This is a genomic window from Gluconobacter sp. Dm-62, assembly GCF_018256155.1.
In the GTDB taxonomy this organism is placed as follows: Bacteria; Pseudomonadota; Alphaproteobacteria; order Acetobacterales; family Acetobacteraceae; genus Gluconobacter.
This window is the reverse complement of sequence record NZ_JAERLY010000003.1, coordinates 26,042-46,426: the sequence shown is the minus strand read 5'-3', so window position 1 is coordinate 46,426 and position 20,385 is coordinate 26,042. Positions and strand designations below refer to the sequence as shown.

Below are 20,385 nucleotides of genomic sequence, written 5' to 3'. Positions count from 1 at the left end.
CTGGAAGGTTCCAAGATGTCCGATACTGCAGTGCCCGACGGCAACAAGCTGGTTTTCGAGCTCAAGACTGGCAAGGTCGTCATCGAGCTGCGCCCTGACCTGGCGCCTCTGGCTGCTGAACGCCTCAAGCTGCTGGCCACCGAAGGGTTCTATGACGGCGTGGCGTTCCATCGCGTGATCGAGGGCTTCATGGCCCAGGGCGGCGATCCGACGGGAACCGGCACGAGCGGCAGCTCCTATCCGGACCTCAAGGCCGAATTCAGCAAGGAAGCCAAGTTCGAGCGTGGCACGGTGGGCATGGCCCGCACGATGGCGCCGAACTCCGCTAACAGCCAGTTCTTCATCATGTTTGCCGCCAGCCCGCATCTGAACGGTCAGTACACGATCGTTGGTCAGGTCACGGAAGGCATGGAGTATGTGGACCAGCTGAAGCGCGGTTCGGGCGCTGGCGGCGTGGTCAAGGATCCCGACACCATCGTCAAGGCTTACGTCGAAGCCTGATTTCCGCTGAAACGCGGAATACTGCGAAAGCCGGTGCAGCAATGCGCCGGCTTTTTTAATGCCGTTTTTCAAAAACGCACATCATAAGCAGCGCTTATGAAAAGATAGAAACATAAGATTTCACTCTTCTTTTTGCCGATCGTATGGTCATCACGATCAGAAAAGGAAGAATAAAAATGATGATCAGAAAATCAGCTCTGGTATTCGACGCAGTCTTACTGTCCTGCGCCCTGACCCTGTCCGCATGCTCGAGTGCTACCGTCCATGGTACGGATGGTCGAAGTCATTTCGCCAACACGATTGCAGTCATGACACCGGATGCGGATACTATTCCCGACCGGGCAATTTTCTAATTTTTATTTAAGACTACAAACAACCCGGGCATGGCGGATGTCGACTGACATCCGCCATGCCTGTTTTCTACCGCTTCTCTTCTGGACGGCTCAGAACGGGATTTCGTCGTCCAGATCGTTATCCGGCGGGGCATCCCAGCCACCGTTGCTGCCACCTGAGCGATTGCCGCCGCCAGTTGCACCACCAGCGTTCCCACGGGCACCGCCACCGAAGCCACCGCCCGACCCGCCACTAGCGCCGCCGCGGCTACCACCGCCGAAGCCGCCACCATTGCCGCCCCCGCCATAGCCGCCGCCGTTGTCAAAACCGCCATCATCGCCACCGCCGCGATTGCTGTCGATCAGAACCAGATCACCACGGAACCGGTCGATCACGACTTCAGTCGTGTATTTTTCCTGACCGGACTGGTCGGTCCACTTCCGGGTGCGGAGTTCACCCTCGATATAGACCTTGCGGCCCTTGCGCAGATAACGCTCTGCCACATCGGCCGTACGCTCGTTGAAGATCACCACACGGTGCCATTCGGTGCGCTCCTTGCGCTCGCCCGACTGCTTGTCGTTCCAGGTGTCGGACGTCGCAACGGTCAGGTTGACGATCTTGCCACCCGACTGCGTGTTGCGGACTTCCGGATCCTTGCCCAGATTCCCGACCAGAATCACCTTGTTGACGCTGCCTGCCATTCCCGTCCCAACCAATTTTCTCGAATTGTTCTTTTCATCCTATCCTAAACGCCCATCTATAATTGATCCAGCGTCCTTCAAGGGCGTTCCGGTTTCACAATCGCCTTTTCTCCACATTCCGGGGTCTCCGTGAGCTTTCCAGACAATCATTCGATCCGCGTCCGTGGGGCCCGCGCCCATAACCTCAAGAATATCGACGCCACGATCCCGAGGGATTCCCTGACGATTATCACGGGCCTCTCGGGCTCCGGAAAATCCTCGCTGGCTTTCGACACGATCTATGCCGAGGGCCAGCGGCGCTATGTGGAAAGCCTGTCCGCCTATGCGCGCCAGTTCCTGGAACTGATGGGCAAGCCGGATGTGGACTCCATCGAAGGCCTCTCCCCGGCCATCTCGATCGAACAAAAAACCACATCCAAAAACCCGCGTTCGACCGTGGGCACGATCACGGAAATCCACGACTATATGCGCCTGCTCTGGGCGCGTGTCGGCATTCCGTATTCCCCTGCGACCGGCCTGCCGATCGAGGCGCAGACCGTCAGCCAGATGGTGGACCGCGTCATGGCCATGCCCGACGGCATGCGCCTGATGCTGCTCGCCCCTGTCGTGAGGGACCGCAAGGGCGACTGCAAACGCGAACTCGCCGACCTGACGCGCAAGGGCTTCACCCGCGTGAAGATCGACGGCGAACTGTATGAAATCGCCGAAGCCCCGGAACTGAACCGCAAGACGCGCCATACCGTCGAAGTCGTGGTGGACCGGATTGTCGTCAAGGAAGGGCTCGAATCCCGCCTCGCCGACAGTTTCGAGACCGCGCTCGAACTCTCTGACGGTCTGGCCTATGCCGAGGAAGTCAAACGCGCCGGCGAAAAGGAAGCCCCGGCGCATGTCGTGTTCTCGTCGCGCTTCGCCTGCCCCGTCTCCGGCTTCACGATCGAAGAGATCGAGCCGCGCCTGTTCTCCTTCAACGCCCCGATGGGCGCCTGCCCGGTCTGTGACGGCATCGGCACCGAGACGCATTTCGACGCCGACCTGATCGTCCCGGATGACAGCCTAACACTGGCAGAAGGCGCGATTGCCCCGTGGAAGGGCGCGAGCACGGACTGGTACGACCAGACGCTCGCCGCTCTCGCCCGCCATTGCGGCGATGACATGAACACGCCCTGGTCCGAGCTTCAGCCCGCGACGCAGGATCTCATCATCAACGGCTCGAAAGAACCGATCGACATTCCCTACAGCGATGGCGGGAAGGTCCATATCATCACCAAGCCGTTCGAAGGCGTGCTGAAAAACCTGCGCCGTCGCATGGCCCAGACGGACAGCATGTGGGTGCGCGAGGAACTCTCCCGCTACCAGTCCGACAAGCCGTGCCATGCCTGCCACGGCGCGCGCCTCAAGCCCGAAGCCCTGTGCGTGAAGGTCAAGGACCTCAACATCGCCGAAGCCTCGGACATGCCCATCCGCAAGGCGCTCGACTGGTTCTCCGGCGTGGAAGAGACCCTCACGCCCCAGCGCGCCGAGATCGCCCGCCGCATCCTGCGCGAAATCACGGATCGCCTGCACTTCCTCGACGATGTCGGGCTGGACTACCTCACCCTCTCGCGCGGCTCCGCGACCCTGTCCGGCGGCGAAAGCCAGCGCATCCGTCTGGCATCGCAGATCGGTTCGGGCCTGACCGGTGTGCTGTATGTGCTGGATGAGCCTTCCATCGGCCTGCACCAGCGCGACAACGAACGCCTGCTCGGCACGCTCGAACGCCTCAAGCGCCTTGGTAATACTGTTATCGTCGTCGAGCATGACGAGGACGCCATCCGCGCCGCCGATTACCTGATCGATATGGGACCGGGCGCGGGCAAGCTCGGCGGCGAAGTCATCGCCGTCGGCACCCCGGCCGAAGTCGCCCAAAACCCCAACAGCATCACCGGCGCCTATCTGTCAGGCCGCAAGGTCATTCCCGTCCCGACCGAACGCCGCAAGCCTAGCGGCATGCTGACCCTGCACGGCGCACGCGGCAACAACCTCAAGGATCTAACGGTCGATTTCCCGCTTGGCACCTTCATCGCCGTCACGGGTGTTTCGGGTGGCGGCAAATCCACGCTGGTTATCGACACTCTGTACAAGGCGCTATCCCGCCAGCTCATGAAATCGAGCCAGACGCCGCTGCCCTATGACCGTCTGGAAGGTGTGGACAATCTCGACAAGATCATCGAGATCGACCAGTCCCCGATCGGCCGGACCCCGCGCTCCAACCCGGCGACCTATACGGATCTGTTTGCCCCGATCCGCGACTGGTTCGCCGAACTGCCCGAGTCCAAAGCGCGCGGCTACAAACCCGGCCGCTTCTCCTTCAACGTGAAGGGCGGCCGCTGCGAGGCCTGTCAGGGTGACGGTGTTCTCAAGATCGAGATGCACTTTCTGCCGGACGTGTACGTGACCTGCGACACCTGCAAGGGCGCGCGCTACAACCGCGAAACGCTGGACGTGAAGTTCCGCGGAAAATCCATCGCGGACGTGCTGGCCATGACCGTGGACGAGGCTCTGCCGTATTTTCAGGCCGCCTCCAAGATCCGCGACCGTCTCGCCATCCTGCAACAGGTCGGGCTGGGCTATGTCGCCCTCGGCCAGCAGGCCACCACGCTTTCGGGCGGTGAGGCCCAGCGCGTCAAGCTGTCGAAAGAACTGGCCAAGCGCGCAACCGGCCGAACGGTCTATATTCTCGACGAACCCACGACCGGCCTGCACACGGAAGACGTCCGCAAGCTGCTTGAAGTGCTCCACACCCTCGTCGATCAGGGCAACACCGTGCTGGTGATCGAGCATAATCTCGAAGTCATCAAGACGGCTGACTGGCTGATCGATATCGGTCCCGAGGGCGGGGACGGCGGCGGTCAAGTCGTTGCGGCGGGAACACCGGAAGACATCGCCGCCTGCAAGGCCAGCCATACCGGCCGCTTCCTCGCCCCATTGCTGGATGCACCGGGTGCGAGACAACCCCGCAAGGTCACAACCACCAAGGTTACGCAGGCCATGCTCGCAGCCAGTCTACCACCGCCAAAAGCCGAACGCACAGCCGCGAAAAAGGCAAAGGCGGCTAAAGAGAAAGCAGCGGAAAAAGCTACAGAAAAGAATCCCAGAGGCCGCCCCGCCGGGTCACGCAACAAGACAAAAACTTGACCCCAGTCGTGTCCTGAAGAGGCAGCCCCTCTTCAGGACACAAACCCCAGAACATAAGCCACCCCAAACGCGCCCAGAACCGCGCCGTTGAACAGGGCATGGCACAGAGCTGTCGTCCAGAATGGACTGATCCCCACATCCTTCTCGGCAGTCCGGAAACAGAAATAGAAACAGCTTCCGCCCACCAGCCCGGTACAGAGCGCAGTCAGAGCACTTCGCCCCAAACTGCCGCCGTAATGAGTGAAGGAAAACGGCCCCACGCAAACGAGCCACGCCACAAACGGCGTCACGGCCCGCTGCCCCAGCACCTTCCGTACCAACACGATCGGCAGCCAGAAAAACAGAAACGTTTCCATGACGGGCGCAAGCAGAACGCCGAGAGCGACGGAGGCCATGGCCCCCGGCTTCCACGTTCCAGTGGCCCCAAATCCCGCTGCATTAATCAGAAGATGCAGAGGAATGGCGATCAGGGCATTGATCAGCGCATAACGCCCCGCAATCCGGAACATCCGCCGGGCCACAACACTTGGCTCCTGCGGAACGCCCTCAGATGCCAAGCCGGCCACTGTCACTTCTGGCGAACACCCAGATGCCCGGCGCGACGTGCCTGCGCCAGTGCTTCCTGACGCTCACGCTCGGCATAACGATGGCGCTGCTCTTCCGTGCGCTCGTTATGGCAGTGCGGGCAAGACACACCCTGCACGAACAGCGGCGAGGCCTTGTCATGCTCGTTCAGCGGCCGACGACAGGCATGGCAGACATCATGCGTCCCGATCTCCAGCCCATGCTTCACCGAAACACGCTGGTCGAACACGAAGCACTCGCCTTCCCACAGGCTTTCTTCTTCCGGCACGGTCTCCAGATATTTCAGGATACCGCCCTTGAGATGATAAACCTCGTCCACACCCTCCGCCCGCGCAAAGGACGTCGATTTCTCGCAGCGGATCCCGCCCGTGCAGAACATCGCAATCTTCGGCAACCGGCCTTCCGCCTCAAGTTCCTGCCGCCGCCTGCGAAACCACTCGGGAAATTCGCGAAAGGATTTTGTTCTGGGGTCTTCCGCGCCTTTGAACGTGCCGATCGCCACTTCATAATCGTTGCGCGTATCAATCAGGATCGTATCCGGATCAGAAATTAGCGCGTTCCAGTCTTCCGGCGCCACATACCGCCCCACGCCCTGAAGCGGGTCGATATCCGGCTCGCCCATCGTGACGATTTCCTTTTTCAGCCGCACTTTCATGCGGCGGAACGGCAGTTCAGGCGCGCGGGAATCCTTGCTTTCCAGATCCGCACAGCCTGGAAGCGCGCGGATATGCGCCATCACGCGCTCCATGCCTTCATCCGTCCCGGCAATCGTCCCGTTGATCCCCTCGCGCGCCAGAAGCAGGATCCCTTTGATCCCTTCCTGCTCACACAGCTCAAGCAACGGCCCACGCAATGCAGCGGGGTCCGCGAACGGCGTGAAATGATACAGCGCGACAATGCGGATCGGCTCGAAAGTATCGGACATGAGGCAGGCATCCGGCTACCGGGACCGCAGACACAGCCGCGATCGGATGAAAAAGACAACCCGCAGATATCAGGGCCACAGCCGTCATGCCAGACCCATCTGACGCAGACACAGGCACGATCCCTGCGGTAAAGTGCTCCCATGACCCAGATCAGCGCCATCCGCGGCCCCTTCCTGACCTTCCATGCCGATCCCTTCACCACCGATCCCATGGACGCCCTGCATCACGAGCCCGATGGCCTGATCCTGACCGAAAGCGGCCGTATTACCGCCGCCGGCCCCTGGGACAGCCTGCGCGACACAATCCCCGCCGGAACGCCCGTCGACCACTACCCCAACATGCTGATTTCCGCCGGCATGATCGACACCCACGTCCACTATCCCCAGCTTCCGGTTATCGCCTCCTATGGCGAGCAGCTTCTGGAATGGCTTGAAAGCTATGTTTTCCCGGCCGAAGCCCGCTACAGCGACATTACCTATGCCCGCACCATCGCCCGCCAGTTCCTGAACGAACTCCTGCGCGTCGGCACCACGACGGCCGCCGTGTACTGCACGGTCCACCCCCAGTCCGTGGACGCGTTCTTTGAGGAATCCGAGCGCCTCAACACCTGCATGATCGCCGGCAAGGTCCTGATGGATCGCAACGCTCCCGAAAACCTGCGCGACACCGCCCAGAGCGGCTACGATCAGTCCACCGAACTCATCGCCCGCTGGCACAACCGCGGCCGCCAGCTTTACGCCGTCACCCCGCGTTTTGCCCCCACCAGCAGCCCCGAACAGCTCGACCTCGCAGGCGCCCTCCTCGCCACGAAACCCGACCTGTTCATGCAGACCCACCTGCTCGAAAACCGCTCTGAAATCGCCTGGGTCCGCGAGCTTTTCCCTGATCGCAGCTCCTATCTGGACGTGTACGACAAGGCCGGGCTGCTGCGCCCGCGCGCCATTCTCGCTCATGCCGTCCATGCCGAAGAAGTCGACTTCCAGCGATGCCACGATACGGGCTGCTCCATCGCGCACTGCCCCGGCTCGAACCAGTTCCTGGGCAGCGGCTCCTTCCCGCTCTTCAAAGCCCTCGATCCCAAACGCCGCGTGAAAGTGGGTATCGGCAGCGACATCGGCGCCGGACCATCCCTGTCCCTGCTTCAGGTTTTGTCGGACGCCTACAAGGTCGCCCAGGGTCTCCAGACGAAACTCCATCCCGCACAGGGGCTCTGGCTCGCCACGGCTGGCGGCGCGCAGTCCCTCGGCCTCGAAGACAGGATCGGCAGCATCAGACCCGGCCTCTACGCCGATCTCTGCGTTTTCGACCCTGCCGCCACGCCACTGGGTCGCATCCGGTCCCAGACCGCCGAAACCCTCGCCGACCGTCTTTTCGCCCTCACCATGCTGGGCGACGACCGCAGCATTGCCGCCACCTATGTCGCCGGGCAACTCCGGCACACACGAAGCGCCGCATGAAGCCAAAGGAACACACCTCTTTTCAAAAATAGGCACTTGGTGCCAATTTTATTTTGACTCGGAAAAATTTTTGAACTCTAGAGTTATTTTAACTATTTTTCAGAGTCGCAGCGGTAATACTGGTGGCGGTATTTAATCTGCGAGAATACTCCGGCTCATCCTCGGGCTCGCGACTTAAAAGCAGGCACCATGCACCCTTTTCCGTATTCCGCGCAGTACCTCCGTTCCTTGATGTCCCTGACAGTCGTGCTGTCTCTCGGTGCATTCGCTGTTAGCCAGACCGCGCATGCCGCCGACAGCACGGCCAGCGGACCTCAGGTCACGCTGGGTGATGACGGAAACAACAACGGAAAATCAATGTTCCGCACCCTCTTTGACGGACAGCGCGCGCTCGGCACCAGCGGCCTGTCCTCACTCGAAGGCGCGAGCGGCGGCGGCATCGCAAGCTGGGCCACGATCGGCGGCTATGGCAGCGACAAGAGTGCTGGCATGGCCCTGCACTACAGCTATGTGAACCTCACCAGTTACTGGGACCAGAATGTCGGCGCCTCGATGGGCTTCTTCGACCGCGTCGAGATTTCCTACACCCACAACTTCTTCCAGACCCGCGGCACCGGAGCAAAGCTCGGCATCGGCAATGGGTACCAGTTCGATCTGGACGTGGCTGGCGCCAAGGTCCGCCTCTTCGGTCATGTCGCCGACAATACCCTGATCCCGCAGGTCGCCATCGGCGGCATGTACAAGCATGACAGTGACGGCCGCGTCATCCACATGGTTGGCTCAAAGCATACCGATGGCGGAGACGCCTATCTCGCCATGACCAAACTGTTCCCGAAAATCGGTATCCTGATCGACACCACCGTCCGCTTCACCAAAGGCAACCAGTGGGGCATCCTCGGTTTTGGCGGTGATCAGGACAACAACTATCACGCCCAGTTCGAAGGCTCGCTCGGCTATCTGCCGTCTTTCATCCCCGGGCTGGTTGTCGGCGTCGAATACCGCACCAAGCCGCGCAACCAGCGCTTCACCGACGAAAGCAACTGGTTCGACGTCTACACCAGCTATTTCGTCAACAAGCACCTGAACGTGACGCTCGCCTATGTGTCACTGGGGACGATTGCGACGTACAAGAATCAGACCGGCTTCTATTTTTCCGGACAGACCGGCTTCTGAAAGGGCGTTCCGGGCTCTGCGCGGGCCCGGCAGGGATCTCGATCCCTGCACCCTGATTTTATGAATTGATTTCCACAGGCCCCCGGCCTCTGGCGGGTTTCAGGGCAGAGCCCTGAACTTCACCCTTCCCGGATCCGCTCATCGATCAGCGCCTCACGCGGCACATCCGTCGCATGCGCAGCCTCATGAATCGTCCGCTTCACGTTAAAGATCAGATGCAGCAAAATCGCTGACAGCGAGCCGAGCGTAATTCCGCTTCCAAACACGATCTTCGCCCACATCGGAAACGTGTCGGAGATATGCGGCTGGGCCGTCGCCAGCATGCTCAGCCCGATGCTGGTGCCCACAATAATGACATTGCTCTGCCGGTTGAAATCCACCCGTGACAGCGTCTGCACACCCACGACCGCCACGGTCGCAAACATCGCAAGCGCCGCACCACCCAGAACCGGCAGCGGCACCGCAGCCACCAGCGCACCCAGACGCGGCAGACAACCGAGCATCATCATGATGACCGCCGCTGCCGCCACGACCCAGCGGCTCTTCACCCCGGTCATCCGCACCAGACCGACATTTTCGGCGAAGCAGGTATAGGGAAAGGAATTGAGCACGCCACCGAGCATGGTCGCGATCCCATCGGCACGCAGCGTGCGGGCAATGTCTTCGGAGGTGATCGGCTTGTCGACGATTTCACCGGTCGCATAGACGTTGCCGATCGTCTCGATCATGGAAATCGTCATGACGATCACCATCGACAGGATCGAGACCGGATGAAATGTCGGCGTTCCGAAATAGAACGGGTGCGTGATGGACAGAAGCGGCGCGGATGCCACATCCCCGAAATTCGCATCCCCGAGCACCCAGGCCACCAGCGTCCCCAGAACCAGCCCGATCAACACGGCAATCGTGGCAATAAACCCGCGAAACAACCGCTGGATCACCAGAATGGAGGCCAGTGTCCCAAGCCCGTACCAGATGCTCCGCAGCGGAACATGGTCCTGCATGACGGACGGACTGGCGCCCGAAACGATGTCATTCGCCGCGACCGGCAACAGCGCCAGACCGATAATGAGAATGATGGATCCCGTCACGACCGGCGGGAAAAACCGCACCAGCCCGGCAAAATGCCGCGCCATCAGGAACGTCACGAACCCCGCCACGATGACGGACCCGTAAATGGACAGCAGCCCCGGCGTCCCGCCCCCCACGGCAGACCCGATGGCAATCATCGGCCCCACGGCCGTGAACGTCACGCCCTGCAACAGCGGCAAACGCACCCCGATCGGGCCAAACCCCACGGCCTGAAGCAGCGATGCAATCCCGCACGTGAACAGATCCGCATCGATCAAATGGATCAGCGTCTCGCGCGGCAGGTGCAGCGCACCCGCTACGAGGATCGGGACAATGACCGCTGCCGAATAGAACGCCAGCACATGCTGCAACCCATAGGCCCCAAGCCGCCAGACCGGCAGTTTCTCGTCAACGGGATGCAGACCGGTCATCGCGGCGTTCTCGGCAGTCATGAAAAGCCCTCAGCTTCCGCGATAGGTGGAATATCCGAACGGCGCCGCCAGCAGCGGCACATGCGCATGGCCCTCCGCCGCCAGTCCGAACACGATCGGCACCACATCCAGAAACGGCGGATCGGACAGAACCTGCCCGCCTTTTCGGAAATAATCCCCAATCCGGAATTCCAGACAATACGTCCCTTTCGAAACTGCAACATCCCGCAGTTCCGGACAACGCCCATCTGCATTGGTCTGCCCTTCGAACAGGACACGTTCCCCTTGCAGAAGGCGCAGGCTCACACCCGCAGCCGGCTTGCCAGAAACCGTATCAAGAACATGCGTGGACAGAGAACTCATGACGTAACCAGATCCTTCAGACGAAGTGCTGCAATCGCATCAATCTGCATCAGCGCCTCGGTCAGTTCCTTTTCGGGAGTGCCAGCCAGACGGCGCTCCATTTCATCCATGATGACGGTTTTCGCAGCTTGTCCGGGTACGGCCACTTTACGCACACAGATCACGAACGGCATGGAAAACCGTGCGCGATAGGCGTCGTTCAGCCCCCGGAAACGCTCATATTCCACAGGTGTCAGACGATCCAGCCCGGCCGAAGCCTGTTCCGAGGCGGAATGTTCCGTCAGCTCCGGATCAATCCCGGCCCGATGCCCCAGCTCCGGATGCGCTCGCACCAATGCAAGCTGTGCCTCCACGCCCGCAGAGCGCACACCCTGTGCAAACACAGACAGCATCGCGTCCACATCCACGAAAGGCCGCGCCTGGAGCGCCCCTTCCGCCACCCAGGGCGAATGTTCGTAAAGTCCACCGAACCGGGCAACGAACGCCTCATCCGACAGCGCATTGACGTCCGAAATCTTCATGCCGGATGCACAGACTGCCAGTGCCGCGCGATGTCCAGCCGCGTTGCCACCCACACATCCTCATGCTTGCGGATATGCTCCAGAAACTTCAGCAGTCCCAGTGCCCGCGCCGGTTTGCCCGCCAGACGGCAATGCAGCCCGATCGACATCATCCGTCCGCCCTCGCGGTACAGCATGTCAAACGCATCACGCAGATAGGTGAAGAACTGCTCGCCTTCCGTAAACCCATTCAACGCGGCGAACTTCATGTCATTCGCATCGAGCGTATAGGGCACGATCAACTGCGCCCGGCCATTGGAGCGGTCATAATACGGCAGATCATCCGCATAGGAATCAGCGTCGTAAACAAACCCGCCTTCCTCCGCGACCAGACGTGCGGTGTTCGGGCTCGTGCGCCCCTGATACCAGCCGAGCGGCCGCTCTCCCGTGACTTCGGTATGCAGCGCAATCGCCTCGCGGATATGCGCCCTTTCCAGGTCTTCCGGGAAATCCTGATAATCGATCCAGCGCAAACCGTGAGACGCAATTTCCCAGCCGCTCTCCTTCATGGCCGCCACTGCATCCGAATTGCGGGCCAGCGCCTTCGCCACACCAAACACCGTGACCGGCATCCTTGCCTCGTCAAACAGACGACGCAAACGCCAGAACCCGGCCCGGCTGCCATATTCGTACAGACTTTCCATCTGCGCACAGCGCGCCCCGATAATGGATTTCGTGCCCACCATTTCGGACAGGAATGCTTCCGATCCCGCATCGCCATGCAGAACCGAATTCTCCGCTCCTTCCTCGTAATTGATGACGAACTGCACGGCGATGCGGGCGCCGTTCGGCCATTTCGCATCAGGCGGCGTGCGGCCATAGCCGATCATGTCCCGGGGGTAGGTTTCCTGCGTCATGGGCGTGTCCCTTTTCAAAGAGCCGGCGGATCGAGACTGACGAGTTCTTCCGTGTCATAGGCCAGAAGGCTCGCCAGATGTTTCTCGCCGTCTTCGACGAACAGATCCCGCGCAATCCCCCGCGCCAGCTTCTCCACGCCAAAACGCATCCCGCTGATGGACGCGCCGGAAAGACCCATGCTCGGCATGGCCCCGAACGTGAAATTGTAAATCGCCGCCAGCATCGGCGCCTTCGGATCGGCCACATCTTTCGGCAGGAACTGAAACCGCGCACCCAGATAAGGATGGCTGCCCAGAAGCGCACTGTCTTCGCCGGCAGGGGGCATGAAATGATCGCGCCACAGCATGACAGACGCCGCAAAATCCCGCGTTTCCGGACGCTGCGAAAGATCAATCGTGAACCCCGTCCCGATGATCAGGAAATCAAAGCGCATTTCGCCCTGCGGCGTCGTCACCACGATCTCGTCGCCATCCATCCGCGTCGCCGTCCAAGGCGTTCCGGGATGAAAAGCAAAGTTCTCATGACGGCGGCAGCGCCAGAACGTGTCCTGCGGCGGTGGCTGGTTCAGGCTGTAAATCTGCCGCATGAAACGCCAGCGCGTCAGATCCGGCAGCTCTGAAAAATGCGCCAGAAAGCCTGCATTTTCCATCCAGCGATACGGATTGATGGCCGGGATCTTCGTCCGACGCAGGCACAGGTCCACCCGCCCCGCGCCTTTTTCCAGAGCCGTTGCCGCATTGTCGAACGCAGACGCACCCGCCCCCAGAACACCAATCCGCTTGCCCTTCAGCGCCTCGAAATCAATGTCTTCATGGGTGTGCGCATAAACGGATTTCGGCAGCGTATCGGAAATGAAGGACGGCACATGCCACGTCCCGCCGCCTTCGATGCCCGTCGCCAGCACCATTCGCCGCGCCAGACGCACCGTTTCCTGACCAGCCGCATTGCGGAATGTCAGCCGCAGCAGACCGTTGTCCCAACCGACATGCACCAGTTCCTGATCGTTCACGACCGGGATGTCGAGCGTCTCCCGCACCCAATCCAGATAGGCCTGCCAGTCATGGCGGGAAATCTTGTCCAGATCCTCCCAGGCCTTCGCGCCATAGCGCGCCTCGAACCAGGACTGCGGCGTCAGATTCGGAATCCCGAGATCCGGACCTGTCACATGCTTGGGCGTGCGCAGCGTGATCATCCGCGCAAACGTCACCCACGGGCCTTCGCCGCCTTTGGACGCCTTTTCAAAGACTTCCACATTGGTCACGCCCTGCCGGCGCAGACCGAAGCACGACGTGATGCCCCCCTGTCCCGCACCGATGATCGCCACATCCAGAACCGCTTCCCCATCCCGGTCCTGCGTCAGGCTCCAGTTGCCCGTCGCATAACGGATTTTCGCCAGATCCTCCCGCACACGCCCTGAAAGCGCAGCCAGAGCATCGACGTGAGAAACGGTGGATGTCATGTGGTCAAATCCCAAAGAACCGGCACGGACAAGGCAGCATCCGGACGCCTCCGGAGTATCTTTCCGTATCAAAAACAACAGGTCACCTGTTGCCCGGGATAGTTTCACACCGCCTCAAGGTCGTATACTCCATAAAAACGCTCCTCCCGTTCTCAAAAAGAGAGCAGTTACTCCATGCCTGTTTTCTCACGCTTCCTGCGCTACTTCCTCGCCGTCGCACAGCACGGCTCCATCCGCCGCGCTTCCGAACATCTGCGCATCGCCGCCTCCGCCATCGACCGGCAAATTCTGCAAGGCGAAGAGTCCCTCGGCACACCTCTGTTCGAGCGCCTCCCCACCGGCTTGCGCCTGACCGCCACGGGCGAACTGCTTTATGCGCATGGCAAGCAGTGGTCGCGGGACCTGACCAATATGTGCGTCCAGATCGAGGACATGCGCGGCCTGCGCCGGGGGCAGGTGGACATAGCCGTTCCTGACGCCCTGACCCGCGGCTTTCTGCCGCGCCTGCTCCGCGCCATGCGCACGACCCATCCTGGCATCACGATCTGCACCCATGTTCTCGACAACAGCCGCATCCAGAGCACCCTGATTGACGGATCGGTCGATGTCGCGCTCCTGCTTAATCCGACCCATGCCCGCGGCCTGCTGGTGCGCGCCCACAAGGACTTTCCGCTCGGTTTCGTCTGCCTACCGAACCATCCCGTTGCCGAACGCAAAAGTGCCCGTTTCAGTCTGGCCATGAACTACCCGATGATCATGCCCGGCGCGCCGCTCGCCCTGCAACGCCAGATCGAAATCCTCGAAATCGACAGCAATCTGGACATCCAGGCCGCCGCCACGTCCGACAACATCCAGATGATCAAATCCCTGGTCCGCGAAGGTGTCGGCCTCGGAATCCTCAGCGCGCTGGATGTCATGGACGAGGTCACGCGCGGTGAGCTGGCCTTCATTCCGATTTCCAATCACGATCTTGCCCCCCTGACGCTGGCTTTGTGCGTCGACCACTCACGCCAGCTTTCCGGTGCCGCACGGCTGGTGATTTCCGAGCTTGAAAAGGAGTTTCTCTCCCCAGCCACGAAGCTGTAACCACACCCACATCTCCTGCGGCCAGCGGGAGACACAGACTGTCACATTTTTGCACCACTCTAAAAACGGCAATGGCCTGCCCTGCATTTTATCTTTGATGCAGATAGGCCATCCGTTTTACATCCACGTTTCGAATAAATACCGTTCCCAAAGTGAACCTTTCGTTTCCACAGGACAGGAGCCCGGCAGCATGAAAGACAACCGTTGGTCACCGGGCTATCGACGCCAGCTTCTCGCAGTGACCTGTCTCGCCGGCAGTGTCCTCGTTGCTTTCGGCACAGACGCCCGCGCCGCGCAGACTACGAAACACCCCGTTTCGCGCCATCATGCCCCCGGCCGCAGCACGGCACGCACCGCCGCAGCGCCGAGCCGCCCGGTCGTAAAACCGCGCCCGCATGCGCTTGATGCCTCCGCTGCCGAAACGGTCTCCGTCACGTCCTCGCGCCGCGCCCTGAATGGCGGCGGCGGCATGATGCGTGTCGAAACCGCGCCCCATGCCGTGCAGACCGTCACGAAAGAATTCATCGACATGCGCGCGCCGACCAGCACGGCGCTCGACCTGATCCAGAACCTGCCGAGCCTCAACGTTACGACGCCGGATTCGTCGGGCATGGAAGGTGGACAGATCCAGTCCCGCGGCCTGACCGATCTCGATATGGGGCTGATGGTGGACGGCGCACCCGCTGCCGCAGCCAAGTATCTCAGCGAGAACGTCGATTCCGAAAACCTCGAAAGCGTCAGCGTCACCCCCGGTTCTTCCGCGACGGATCTGCCCGTCATGTCAGCCGCCGGTGGCGTCATGGCCGAGGAAACCCGTACCCCTGCGCAGAAGCGCGGCGGCCTGATCGACTTCTCCTACGGCACCAACAACCTGTCGCGCGAGTTCATCCGCCTCGAATCCGGCGAGATCGGCCATAGTGGCGTCCGGGGCTATTTCTCGTTCTCCAACACACATGCCCGGTCGTGGATGGGTGCTGGCATCAACCAGCGCAAACATATCGATTTCGGCCTCCAGAAAGACTGGAAGAACGGCTCCAACGCCAAGTTCTTCCTGTCCTGGAACTCGGCCGACTTCATCATCGACAACTACCCGACCTCCGACCAATTCTTCCGCTACAAGCACACTGGGCAAGGCTACGGTCGCACGAACGACAAGACGAGCAACAACTACTGGGGCAACAACAACGATCACTGGAACCAGATTTTCATCTCGGCTCCGGTCCATATCGCGCTGCCCTCGCGCCTGTCGCTCGACATTCATCCGTATTTCAGCTTCGGACAGGGCTGGGACGCCTCACCGGGCGGCACCACAACCGATGCCGCAGGTGCTACGCGCGGCCTGACGAACTACTTCCTGCAGAACGAATACCGCTCGGTCGGAACGGTCGCGAAACTCAACTGGGAAATCGACCGCCACAACACGTTCTCGGTCGGCTACTGGTATGAAAACACCCAAACGATCCAGTCCTACCCCACCAGTTACCAGATGCCGGATGGCAATGCGCCGAGCCCGAACAATGCGTCCTATCTGATTTCCGCCGGCGACAAGCAGACGGCCGGTTACGAGATCCACTCGCTGTTCGTCCATGACACGGCCAAGTATTTCAACGATCATCTGACCGTGGATGCCGGTTTCAAGTTCGTTATGACGAACATCTGGAACAAGGATTACTACGGCCGTCAGGAAGCCAACCGCACCGCACCGCTGCCGCAGCTTTCGATCGGCTATCGCATCAATAACAACAGCCAGATCTACCTAAACGTGGAGGGCGACTACCGTCAGCCCAGCGCGGTCGATCTCGGATGGCTATATACCAGCGTCGCGATCCCCAAGAACCAGTATTCCATCAAGGAAGAACTCGGTTACCGCTACCACGACGACCACATCATCGCGGATGTCGCGTTCTTCAACTACAACGTCACAAACCGCATCGTGGATCAGTATGTCGGCATGAACAGCTACAAGCCGTTCAATATCGGCAGCCAGCAGATGCGCGGCTTTGACGTGATGGTTGCCGCACGCCCCATCCACGGCTTCAGCCCCTACGCCTCGGTCGAATACCTGCACGCCACTCAGGACAGCAACGTCTTCGATCCGTATCTGAACACGATGCTGCGTTCCAAAGGCACGCAGGCCGTCATGGCCCCGCATGTCATCGCGAATTTCGGCCTGACCTATACCTATAAGGGCTTCTTCGCGAACGGTTCCGTTCATTACACTGGCCCGCAGTCGGTCAGTGTTGCCGGCGACCAGCGCATTCCAGGTTACGTCACCGATACGCTCTCGATGGGCTATCACTTCAAGCCGTTCATGTTCGCGCAGTCCCCGACCTTCCGCCTGAACTTCACCAACCTCACGGGCTCCGTCGTTCGCACCGGCGCCATGGGCGCGGTCTACAGCGCCAAGGACCCAAGCACGGTCTATAGCGGCAACATGGCGTCCTACACCGGCTATGGAAACTCCTTCATGGTCGCCCCGCGCTTCACCATGACGGGCACGGTCTCCACCGCCTTCTGATCATCCGGGGCGGGGAAAATCCCGTGCCCCAAACCATTGCTCCTCCGGTGCGTTGCCGCACTACGGCACCCACATCCCTGCGGGACGGAGGAGAACCCCATATGCCCCCCGGCATGATTTCCAGAAAAAAATCCACCCGCCAGGCCCTGCTTCTCGGCGCAGCACTGGCCCTCACACCGCTGGCCTACGCCGCCCCGGTCCCGACCGAAACCCCACAGGACCAGTCCGGCGTCACAATCATTCAGGGTTCGGATGCCGTGAAATGGCAGGGCGCCCCGCCCATGTTTCCGCACGGAACGAAAATCGCCGTCCTGACCGGCGATACTGGCAAACCCGGCCCCTTCACCCTGCGCGTCATGATGCCTGCGGGATCGTTCATTCCGCCCCACACCCATAATCTGGACGAAATGCTGACCGTCATCAGCGGCAATATCCAGCATTACGTGGGACAAAACATCTCCACGACGCAGCAACGTCCTCTGGGCCCTGGCGGCTTCGTGCACCTGCCGGTCAACGTGCCTCATGCCATCAAGGCCGGAAGTCAGGGCGCTGTGCTTCAGGTCTCGGGCACAGGGCCTTTCAGCATGGCCTACGTCAACCCGCAGGACGATCCGCGCAACACGGGCCGCTAAGCCCTATCGCGGAAGCAATGGCGAGGACGCGGCATAGGCCTCGCCAAATCTGAACGTGTTGGTCCCCGTGACGGGATCATGATCCAGATCCCGTCACGGGCATCCTTTTCCACAGCGTCACCCGGCTCTCCGTATGCCCGTCTTCAAAATGCCGAGTCACAATGGGGAAACGGGCAGAACGGGAAGGACGCGCCGATATCCTCTGACGCGGATTTCCTCGTCCGAGCCTGAACCCTGCGCCTCGAACATCGTGTCCGGCAGAACCTTCACGGCACTGAATGGATCGACCGGACGCGTCTGCGCCATAGAGGACGCAGGCGCCAGAACGGCGAAGAACAGTCCCGGAAGAAATACCCACGCTGTCATGACCATCCCTCCCGCGCCTGCCTCACGCCGCCAAAGTCAGTTCCCGATCGTCTCGGTCACGATGCCCGGCGTCAGGATCTGCGGCAGCACAACGCCCTCCTGATGCGGGGCAAAATACATATAGAACGGCACACCATCGCGCCCATGAGCCTTGAGGAACGCCGCAATCGCCGCATTGCGGTTCGTCCAGTCGCCCTTGAGGAACACGATCCCACGAGACCGGAAAGCCTCCTGAACGGACGGCACATCCAGCGCCACGCGTTCATTGACCATGCAGGTAATGCACCAGGACGCTGTCATGTCGATGAACACCGGCTTTCCCTGCGCCCGAAGTTCCGCCAGACGCGCTTCGGAAAACGGCTCAACACCCGCTTCTGGCGCCCCTGCGGCCACAGGCTCGGGCGCGGCCCGCAGTCCCTGCGCCAACGCAGCCCCGCAGACCACAACACACAGCACGGCCATGATCCGGCAGAACGCGACCGTCCCACGGCCCCCTTCCAGCATCGAACGCCGCTGCCCGACACCATAGATCCAGCCCGCAAATCCCAGCAGCACAACGCCCCCGGCTGTCAGCGCCACAAACGTCACGCCACGCTGGATCACCGCGACCCACAACAGCCACACGCAGGTCGCAAACAGCGGAAATGCCAGAACCTGCTTGAGAATCCCCATCCAGGCCCCCGGCTTCGGCATCCGTGACGCCACGCCCGGAACCCCGGCTACGAGAATATACGGAAACGCCAGCCCCAGCCCCATCGACAGGAACACCAGAACCCCCATCACCGGCGGCCCACCCAGAGCCCCGGCAATGGCAACACCCATGAACGGCGCCGTACAGGGCGTCGCCACGATGACCGCCAGCAGGCCCGTCATCATGTCTCCGCTCCGGCCGCCCCCGGTCTGAACCTGACCCAGACGCCCGGCGCTGACTTCAAACACGCCGAGCAGATTCAATCCCATCAGGAACAGCAGCCAGCACACCCCGACCACAAATCCCGGCGACTGGAACTGAAAGCCCCACCCCGCCGCAGAGCCGGCCAGACGCAGTCCGATCATGACAATGCCCAGAGCCGCAAACGCCCCCGTCACGCCCAGCGTATAGAACAGCGCACTCTGAAGCTGCGCCCCACGCCCCGCACCGCCCATTTTCGCCAGAGACAGCGCCTTCATCGCCAGAACAGGAAAGACGCACGGCATCAGGTTCAGAATCAGGCCGCCCACAAAAGCAAAGAGCAGAACACGCAGCCAACCCGCGCCCGTCGGCACATCTGAAGCCGGTGCCGCATCCGCCTGCACAGGAGCCGCAGCAGCCGCCCCCCCAACCGGACGTGCCTCAATCTGCAACGGGCTTTCCTGCCCCGCCGCATCCTTGAGCACGACCACGCCCATAAGCGGCTTGTCCCGATGCGCCGATTTCAGGAATTTCAGCCCAAGCGTCAGTTGGCCGTCAGACACATGCAACGGCTGGTCCGCAACCTGATCGATCACGCCCCCGTCCTGCGGCAGGAACCACGCCTGCGACACGGACGCCGCAGACAGCCCCTTGCCCGAAAGCGTCAGCACGCCATCGCCAGACACACTGGCCGCAAACGGCGACGCCACCGGCATGGCCGCCTCCGCCTTCTGGAATAACGCCGCCTGCGCGCCGCCCGCCGACACAGCATCCGCCGCAGCTGGCAGCGTCAGCGTGAAATCGCCGCTTTCAGGAATGCAGACCTGCGCACAGACAAGCCATTCCGCATGCGCATGAAGCGTCGTGCTACCGGAACCCTTGAGAACCAGATCCTCCGGCAGCGTCACCTCATTGACGTAAGCATAGGACATGAGGCCGCCCTCACTGATCCGCACCGGCACCGGCCAGTGGATCGGGCCACCTTTGCCCGTTGCCCCACCATCCGCCGTCACATCCAGCGTCGGCGTGTCCCCGGCATCACCCGGATTGATCCAGTAAGTATGCCAGCCCGGCTTGAGCTGAAGCCGCAGCCCGACCCGCAGATGCTGGTCCGGTCCGGCCGCATCGCGATCCGTAACAAGCGTCGCGGTATCATTCGCGGACGCAACAGGCGCACTTTCCGCCGCCCGTGCGGACACAGATCCCAGACCCAGAAACCCTGCCATGAGCAGGGCGGACATGCTGAACATTCGATGCAAGGCAGGCTCATTCCACTGATTCAGAATACAACCCTCATCA

The 20,385-nt window shown here is 61.2% G+C and carries 18 protein-coding genes; 8 read left to right on the top strand and 10 right to left on the bottom strand.

The genetic code is table 11. From position 1 onward, the window contains the following. The first annotated feature begins 15 nt into the window (after window positions 1-15). Together JK202_RS04875 and JK202_RS04870 are read left to right on the top strand one after the other, a co-directional pair. Window positions 16-501: a peptidylprolyl isomerase gene (locus tag JK202_RS04875; RefSeq protein WP_211558807.1), complete on the top strand. Its 486-nt coding sequence runs from the start codon at window positions 16-18 to the stop codon at window positions 499-501. A gap of 176 nt (window positions 502-677) precedes the next feature. After that, a complete protein-coding gene (locus tag JK202_RS04870; protein ID WP_211558806.1) occupies window positions 678-854 on the top strand; it encodes a hypothetical protein in 177 nt (58 codons plus the stop codon). A 90-nt stretch (window positions 855-944) separates the two neighbouring features. On the opposite strand, the gene ssb is transcribed toward JK202_RS04870, so the two are convergent. After that, a complete protein-coding gene (ssb, locus tag JK202_RS04865) occupies window positions 945-1,535 on the bottom strand; it encodes a single-stranded DNA-binding protein (protein ID WP_211558804.1) in 591 nt (196 codons plus the stop codon). A gap of 129 nt (window positions 1,536-1,664) precedes the next feature. On the opposite strand from ssb, the gene uvrA reads away from it, so the two are divergent. Beyond that, entirely contained in the window at window positions 1,665-4,709 is a 3,045-nt protein-coding gene (gene uvrA, locus JK202_RS04860) for an excinuclease ABC subunit UvrA (RefSeq protein ID WP_211558802.1), read from the top strand. Window positions 4,710-4,741: 32 nt separating this feature from the next. On the opposite strand, the gene JK202_RS04855 is transcribed toward uvrA, so the two are convergent. Together JK202_RS04855 and JK202_RS04850 are read right to left on the bottom strand one after the other, a co-directional pair. Further along, a complete protein-coding gene (locus JK202_RS04855; protein WP_349291821.1) occupies window positions 4,742-5,230 on the bottom strand; it encodes a hypothetical protein in 489 nt (162 codons plus the stop codon). Between the two features lie 47 nt (window positions 5,231-5,277). Next, window positions 5,278-6,219, bottom strand: coding sequence for a rhodanese-related sulfurtransferase (locus JK202_RS04850; RefSeq protein WP_211558801.1), 942 nt, complete (start codon window positions 6,217-6,219; stop codon window positions 5,278-5,280). A 141-nt stretch (window positions 6,220-6,360) separates the two neighbouring features. Here JK202_RS04850 and guaD point away from each other — a divergent pair, with 141 nt between their 5' ends. Then, on the top strand, window positions 6,361-7,677 hold the full coding sequence (gene guaD, locus JK202_RS04845; protein ID WP_211558800.1) for a guanine deaminase: 1,317 nt from the start codon (window positions 6,361-6,363) through the stop codon (window positions 7,675-7,677). A 231-nt stretch (window positions 7,678-7,908) separates the two neighbouring features. Then, window positions 7,909-8,850 (top strand): DUF3034 family protein, encoded by a 942-nt coding sequence (locus tag JK202_RS04840; protein ID WP_249199706.1) that lies wholly within the window; start codon window positions 7,909-7,911, stop codon window positions 8,848-8,850. A gap of 119 nt (window positions 8,851-8,969) precedes the next feature. On the opposite strand, the gene JK202_RS04835 is transcribed toward JK202_RS04840, so the two are convergent. From JK202_RS04835 to JK202_RS04815, 5 genes are read right to left on the bottom strand one after another with little or no spacing between them, the layout of a single operon-like run. Continuing rightward, a complete protein-coding gene (locus JK202_RS04835) occupies window positions 8,970-10,373 on the bottom strand; it encodes a nucleobase:cation symporter-2 family protein (RefSeq protein ID WP_211558797.1) in 1,404 nt (467 codons plus the stop codon). 9 nt (window positions 10,374-10,382) lie between these two features. Further along, window positions 10,383-10,715 carry a hydroxyisourate hydrolase gene (uraH, locus tag JK202_RS04830; protein ID WP_211558794.1) on the bottom strand — a complete coding sequence of 111 codons (333 nt, stop codon included), beginning with the start codon at window positions 10,713-10,715 and terminating at the stop codon, window positions 10,383-10,385. Beyond that, window positions 10,712-11,236: a 2-oxo-4-hydroxy-4-carboxy-5-ureidoimidazoline decarboxylase gene (uraD, locus tag JK202_RS04825; protein WP_211558792.1), complete on the bottom strand. Its 525-nt coding sequence runs from the start codon at window positions 11,234-11,236 to the stop codon at window positions 10,712-10,714. The genes uraH and uraD overlap by 4 nt, the downstream gene beginning before the upstream one ends. Then, window positions 11,233-12,132, bottom strand: coding sequence for an allantoinase PuuE (gene puuE, locus JK202_RS04820; RefSeq protein WP_211558790.1), 900 nt, complete (start codon window positions 12,130-12,132; stop codon window positions 11,233-11,235). The genes uraD and puuE overlap by 4 nt, the downstream gene beginning before the upstream one ends. Before the next feature lie 14 nt (window positions 12,133-12,146). Next, window positions 12,147-13,592 carry a SidA/IucD/PvdA family monooxygenase gene (locus JK202_RS04815; RefSeq protein ID WP_211558788.1) on the bottom strand — a complete coding sequence of 482 codons (1,446 nt, stop codon included), beginning with the start codon at window positions 13,590-13,592 and terminating at the stop codon, window positions 12,147-12,149. Between the two features lie 174 nt (window positions 13,593-13,766). On the opposite strand from JK202_RS04815, the gene JK202_RS04810 reads away from it, so the two are divergent. The 3 genes from JK202_RS04810 (at window position 13,767) to JK202_RS04800 (ending at window position 17,828) form a co-directional block, all read left to right on the top strand. Beyond that, window positions 13,767-14,678 carry a LysR family transcriptional regulator gene (locus JK202_RS04810; RefSeq protein WP_211558786.1) on the top strand — a complete coding sequence of 304 codons (912 nt, stop codon included), beginning with the start codon at window positions 13,767-13,769 and terminating at the stop codon, window positions 14,676-14,678. A gap of 190 nt (window positions 14,679-14,868) precedes the next feature. After that, entirely contained in the window at window positions 14,869-17,196 is a 2,328-nt protein-coding gene (locus tag JK202_RS04805; protein WP_211558784.1) for a TonB-dependent receptor, read from the top strand. 23 nt (window positions 17,197-17,219) lie between these two features. Further along, a complete protein-coding gene (locus tag JK202_RS04800) occupies window positions 17,220-17,828 on the top strand; it encodes a cupin domain-containing protein (protein WP_349291820.1) in 609 nt (202 codons plus the stop codon). Between the two features lie 156 nt (window positions 17,829-17,984). Here JK202_RS04800 and JK202_RS04795 read toward each other — a convergent pair whose 3' ends face one another. Further along, the gene (locus tag JK202_RS04795; RefSeq protein ID WP_211558782.1) at window positions 17,985-18,194 is read right to left on the bottom strand and encodes a hypothetical protein; all 210 of its coding nucleotides are present in this window, start codon (window positions 18,192-18,194) and stop codon (window positions 17,985-17,987) included. 36 nt (window positions 18,195-18,230) lie between these two features. Next, window positions 18,231-20,327: a protein-disulfide reductase DsbD gene (locus tag JK202_RS04790; RefSeq protein WP_249199682.1), complete on the bottom strand. Its 2,097-nt coding sequence runs from the start codon at window positions 20,325-20,327 to the stop codon at window positions 18,231-18,233. Window positions 20,328-20,385: the final 58 nt, after the last annotated feature.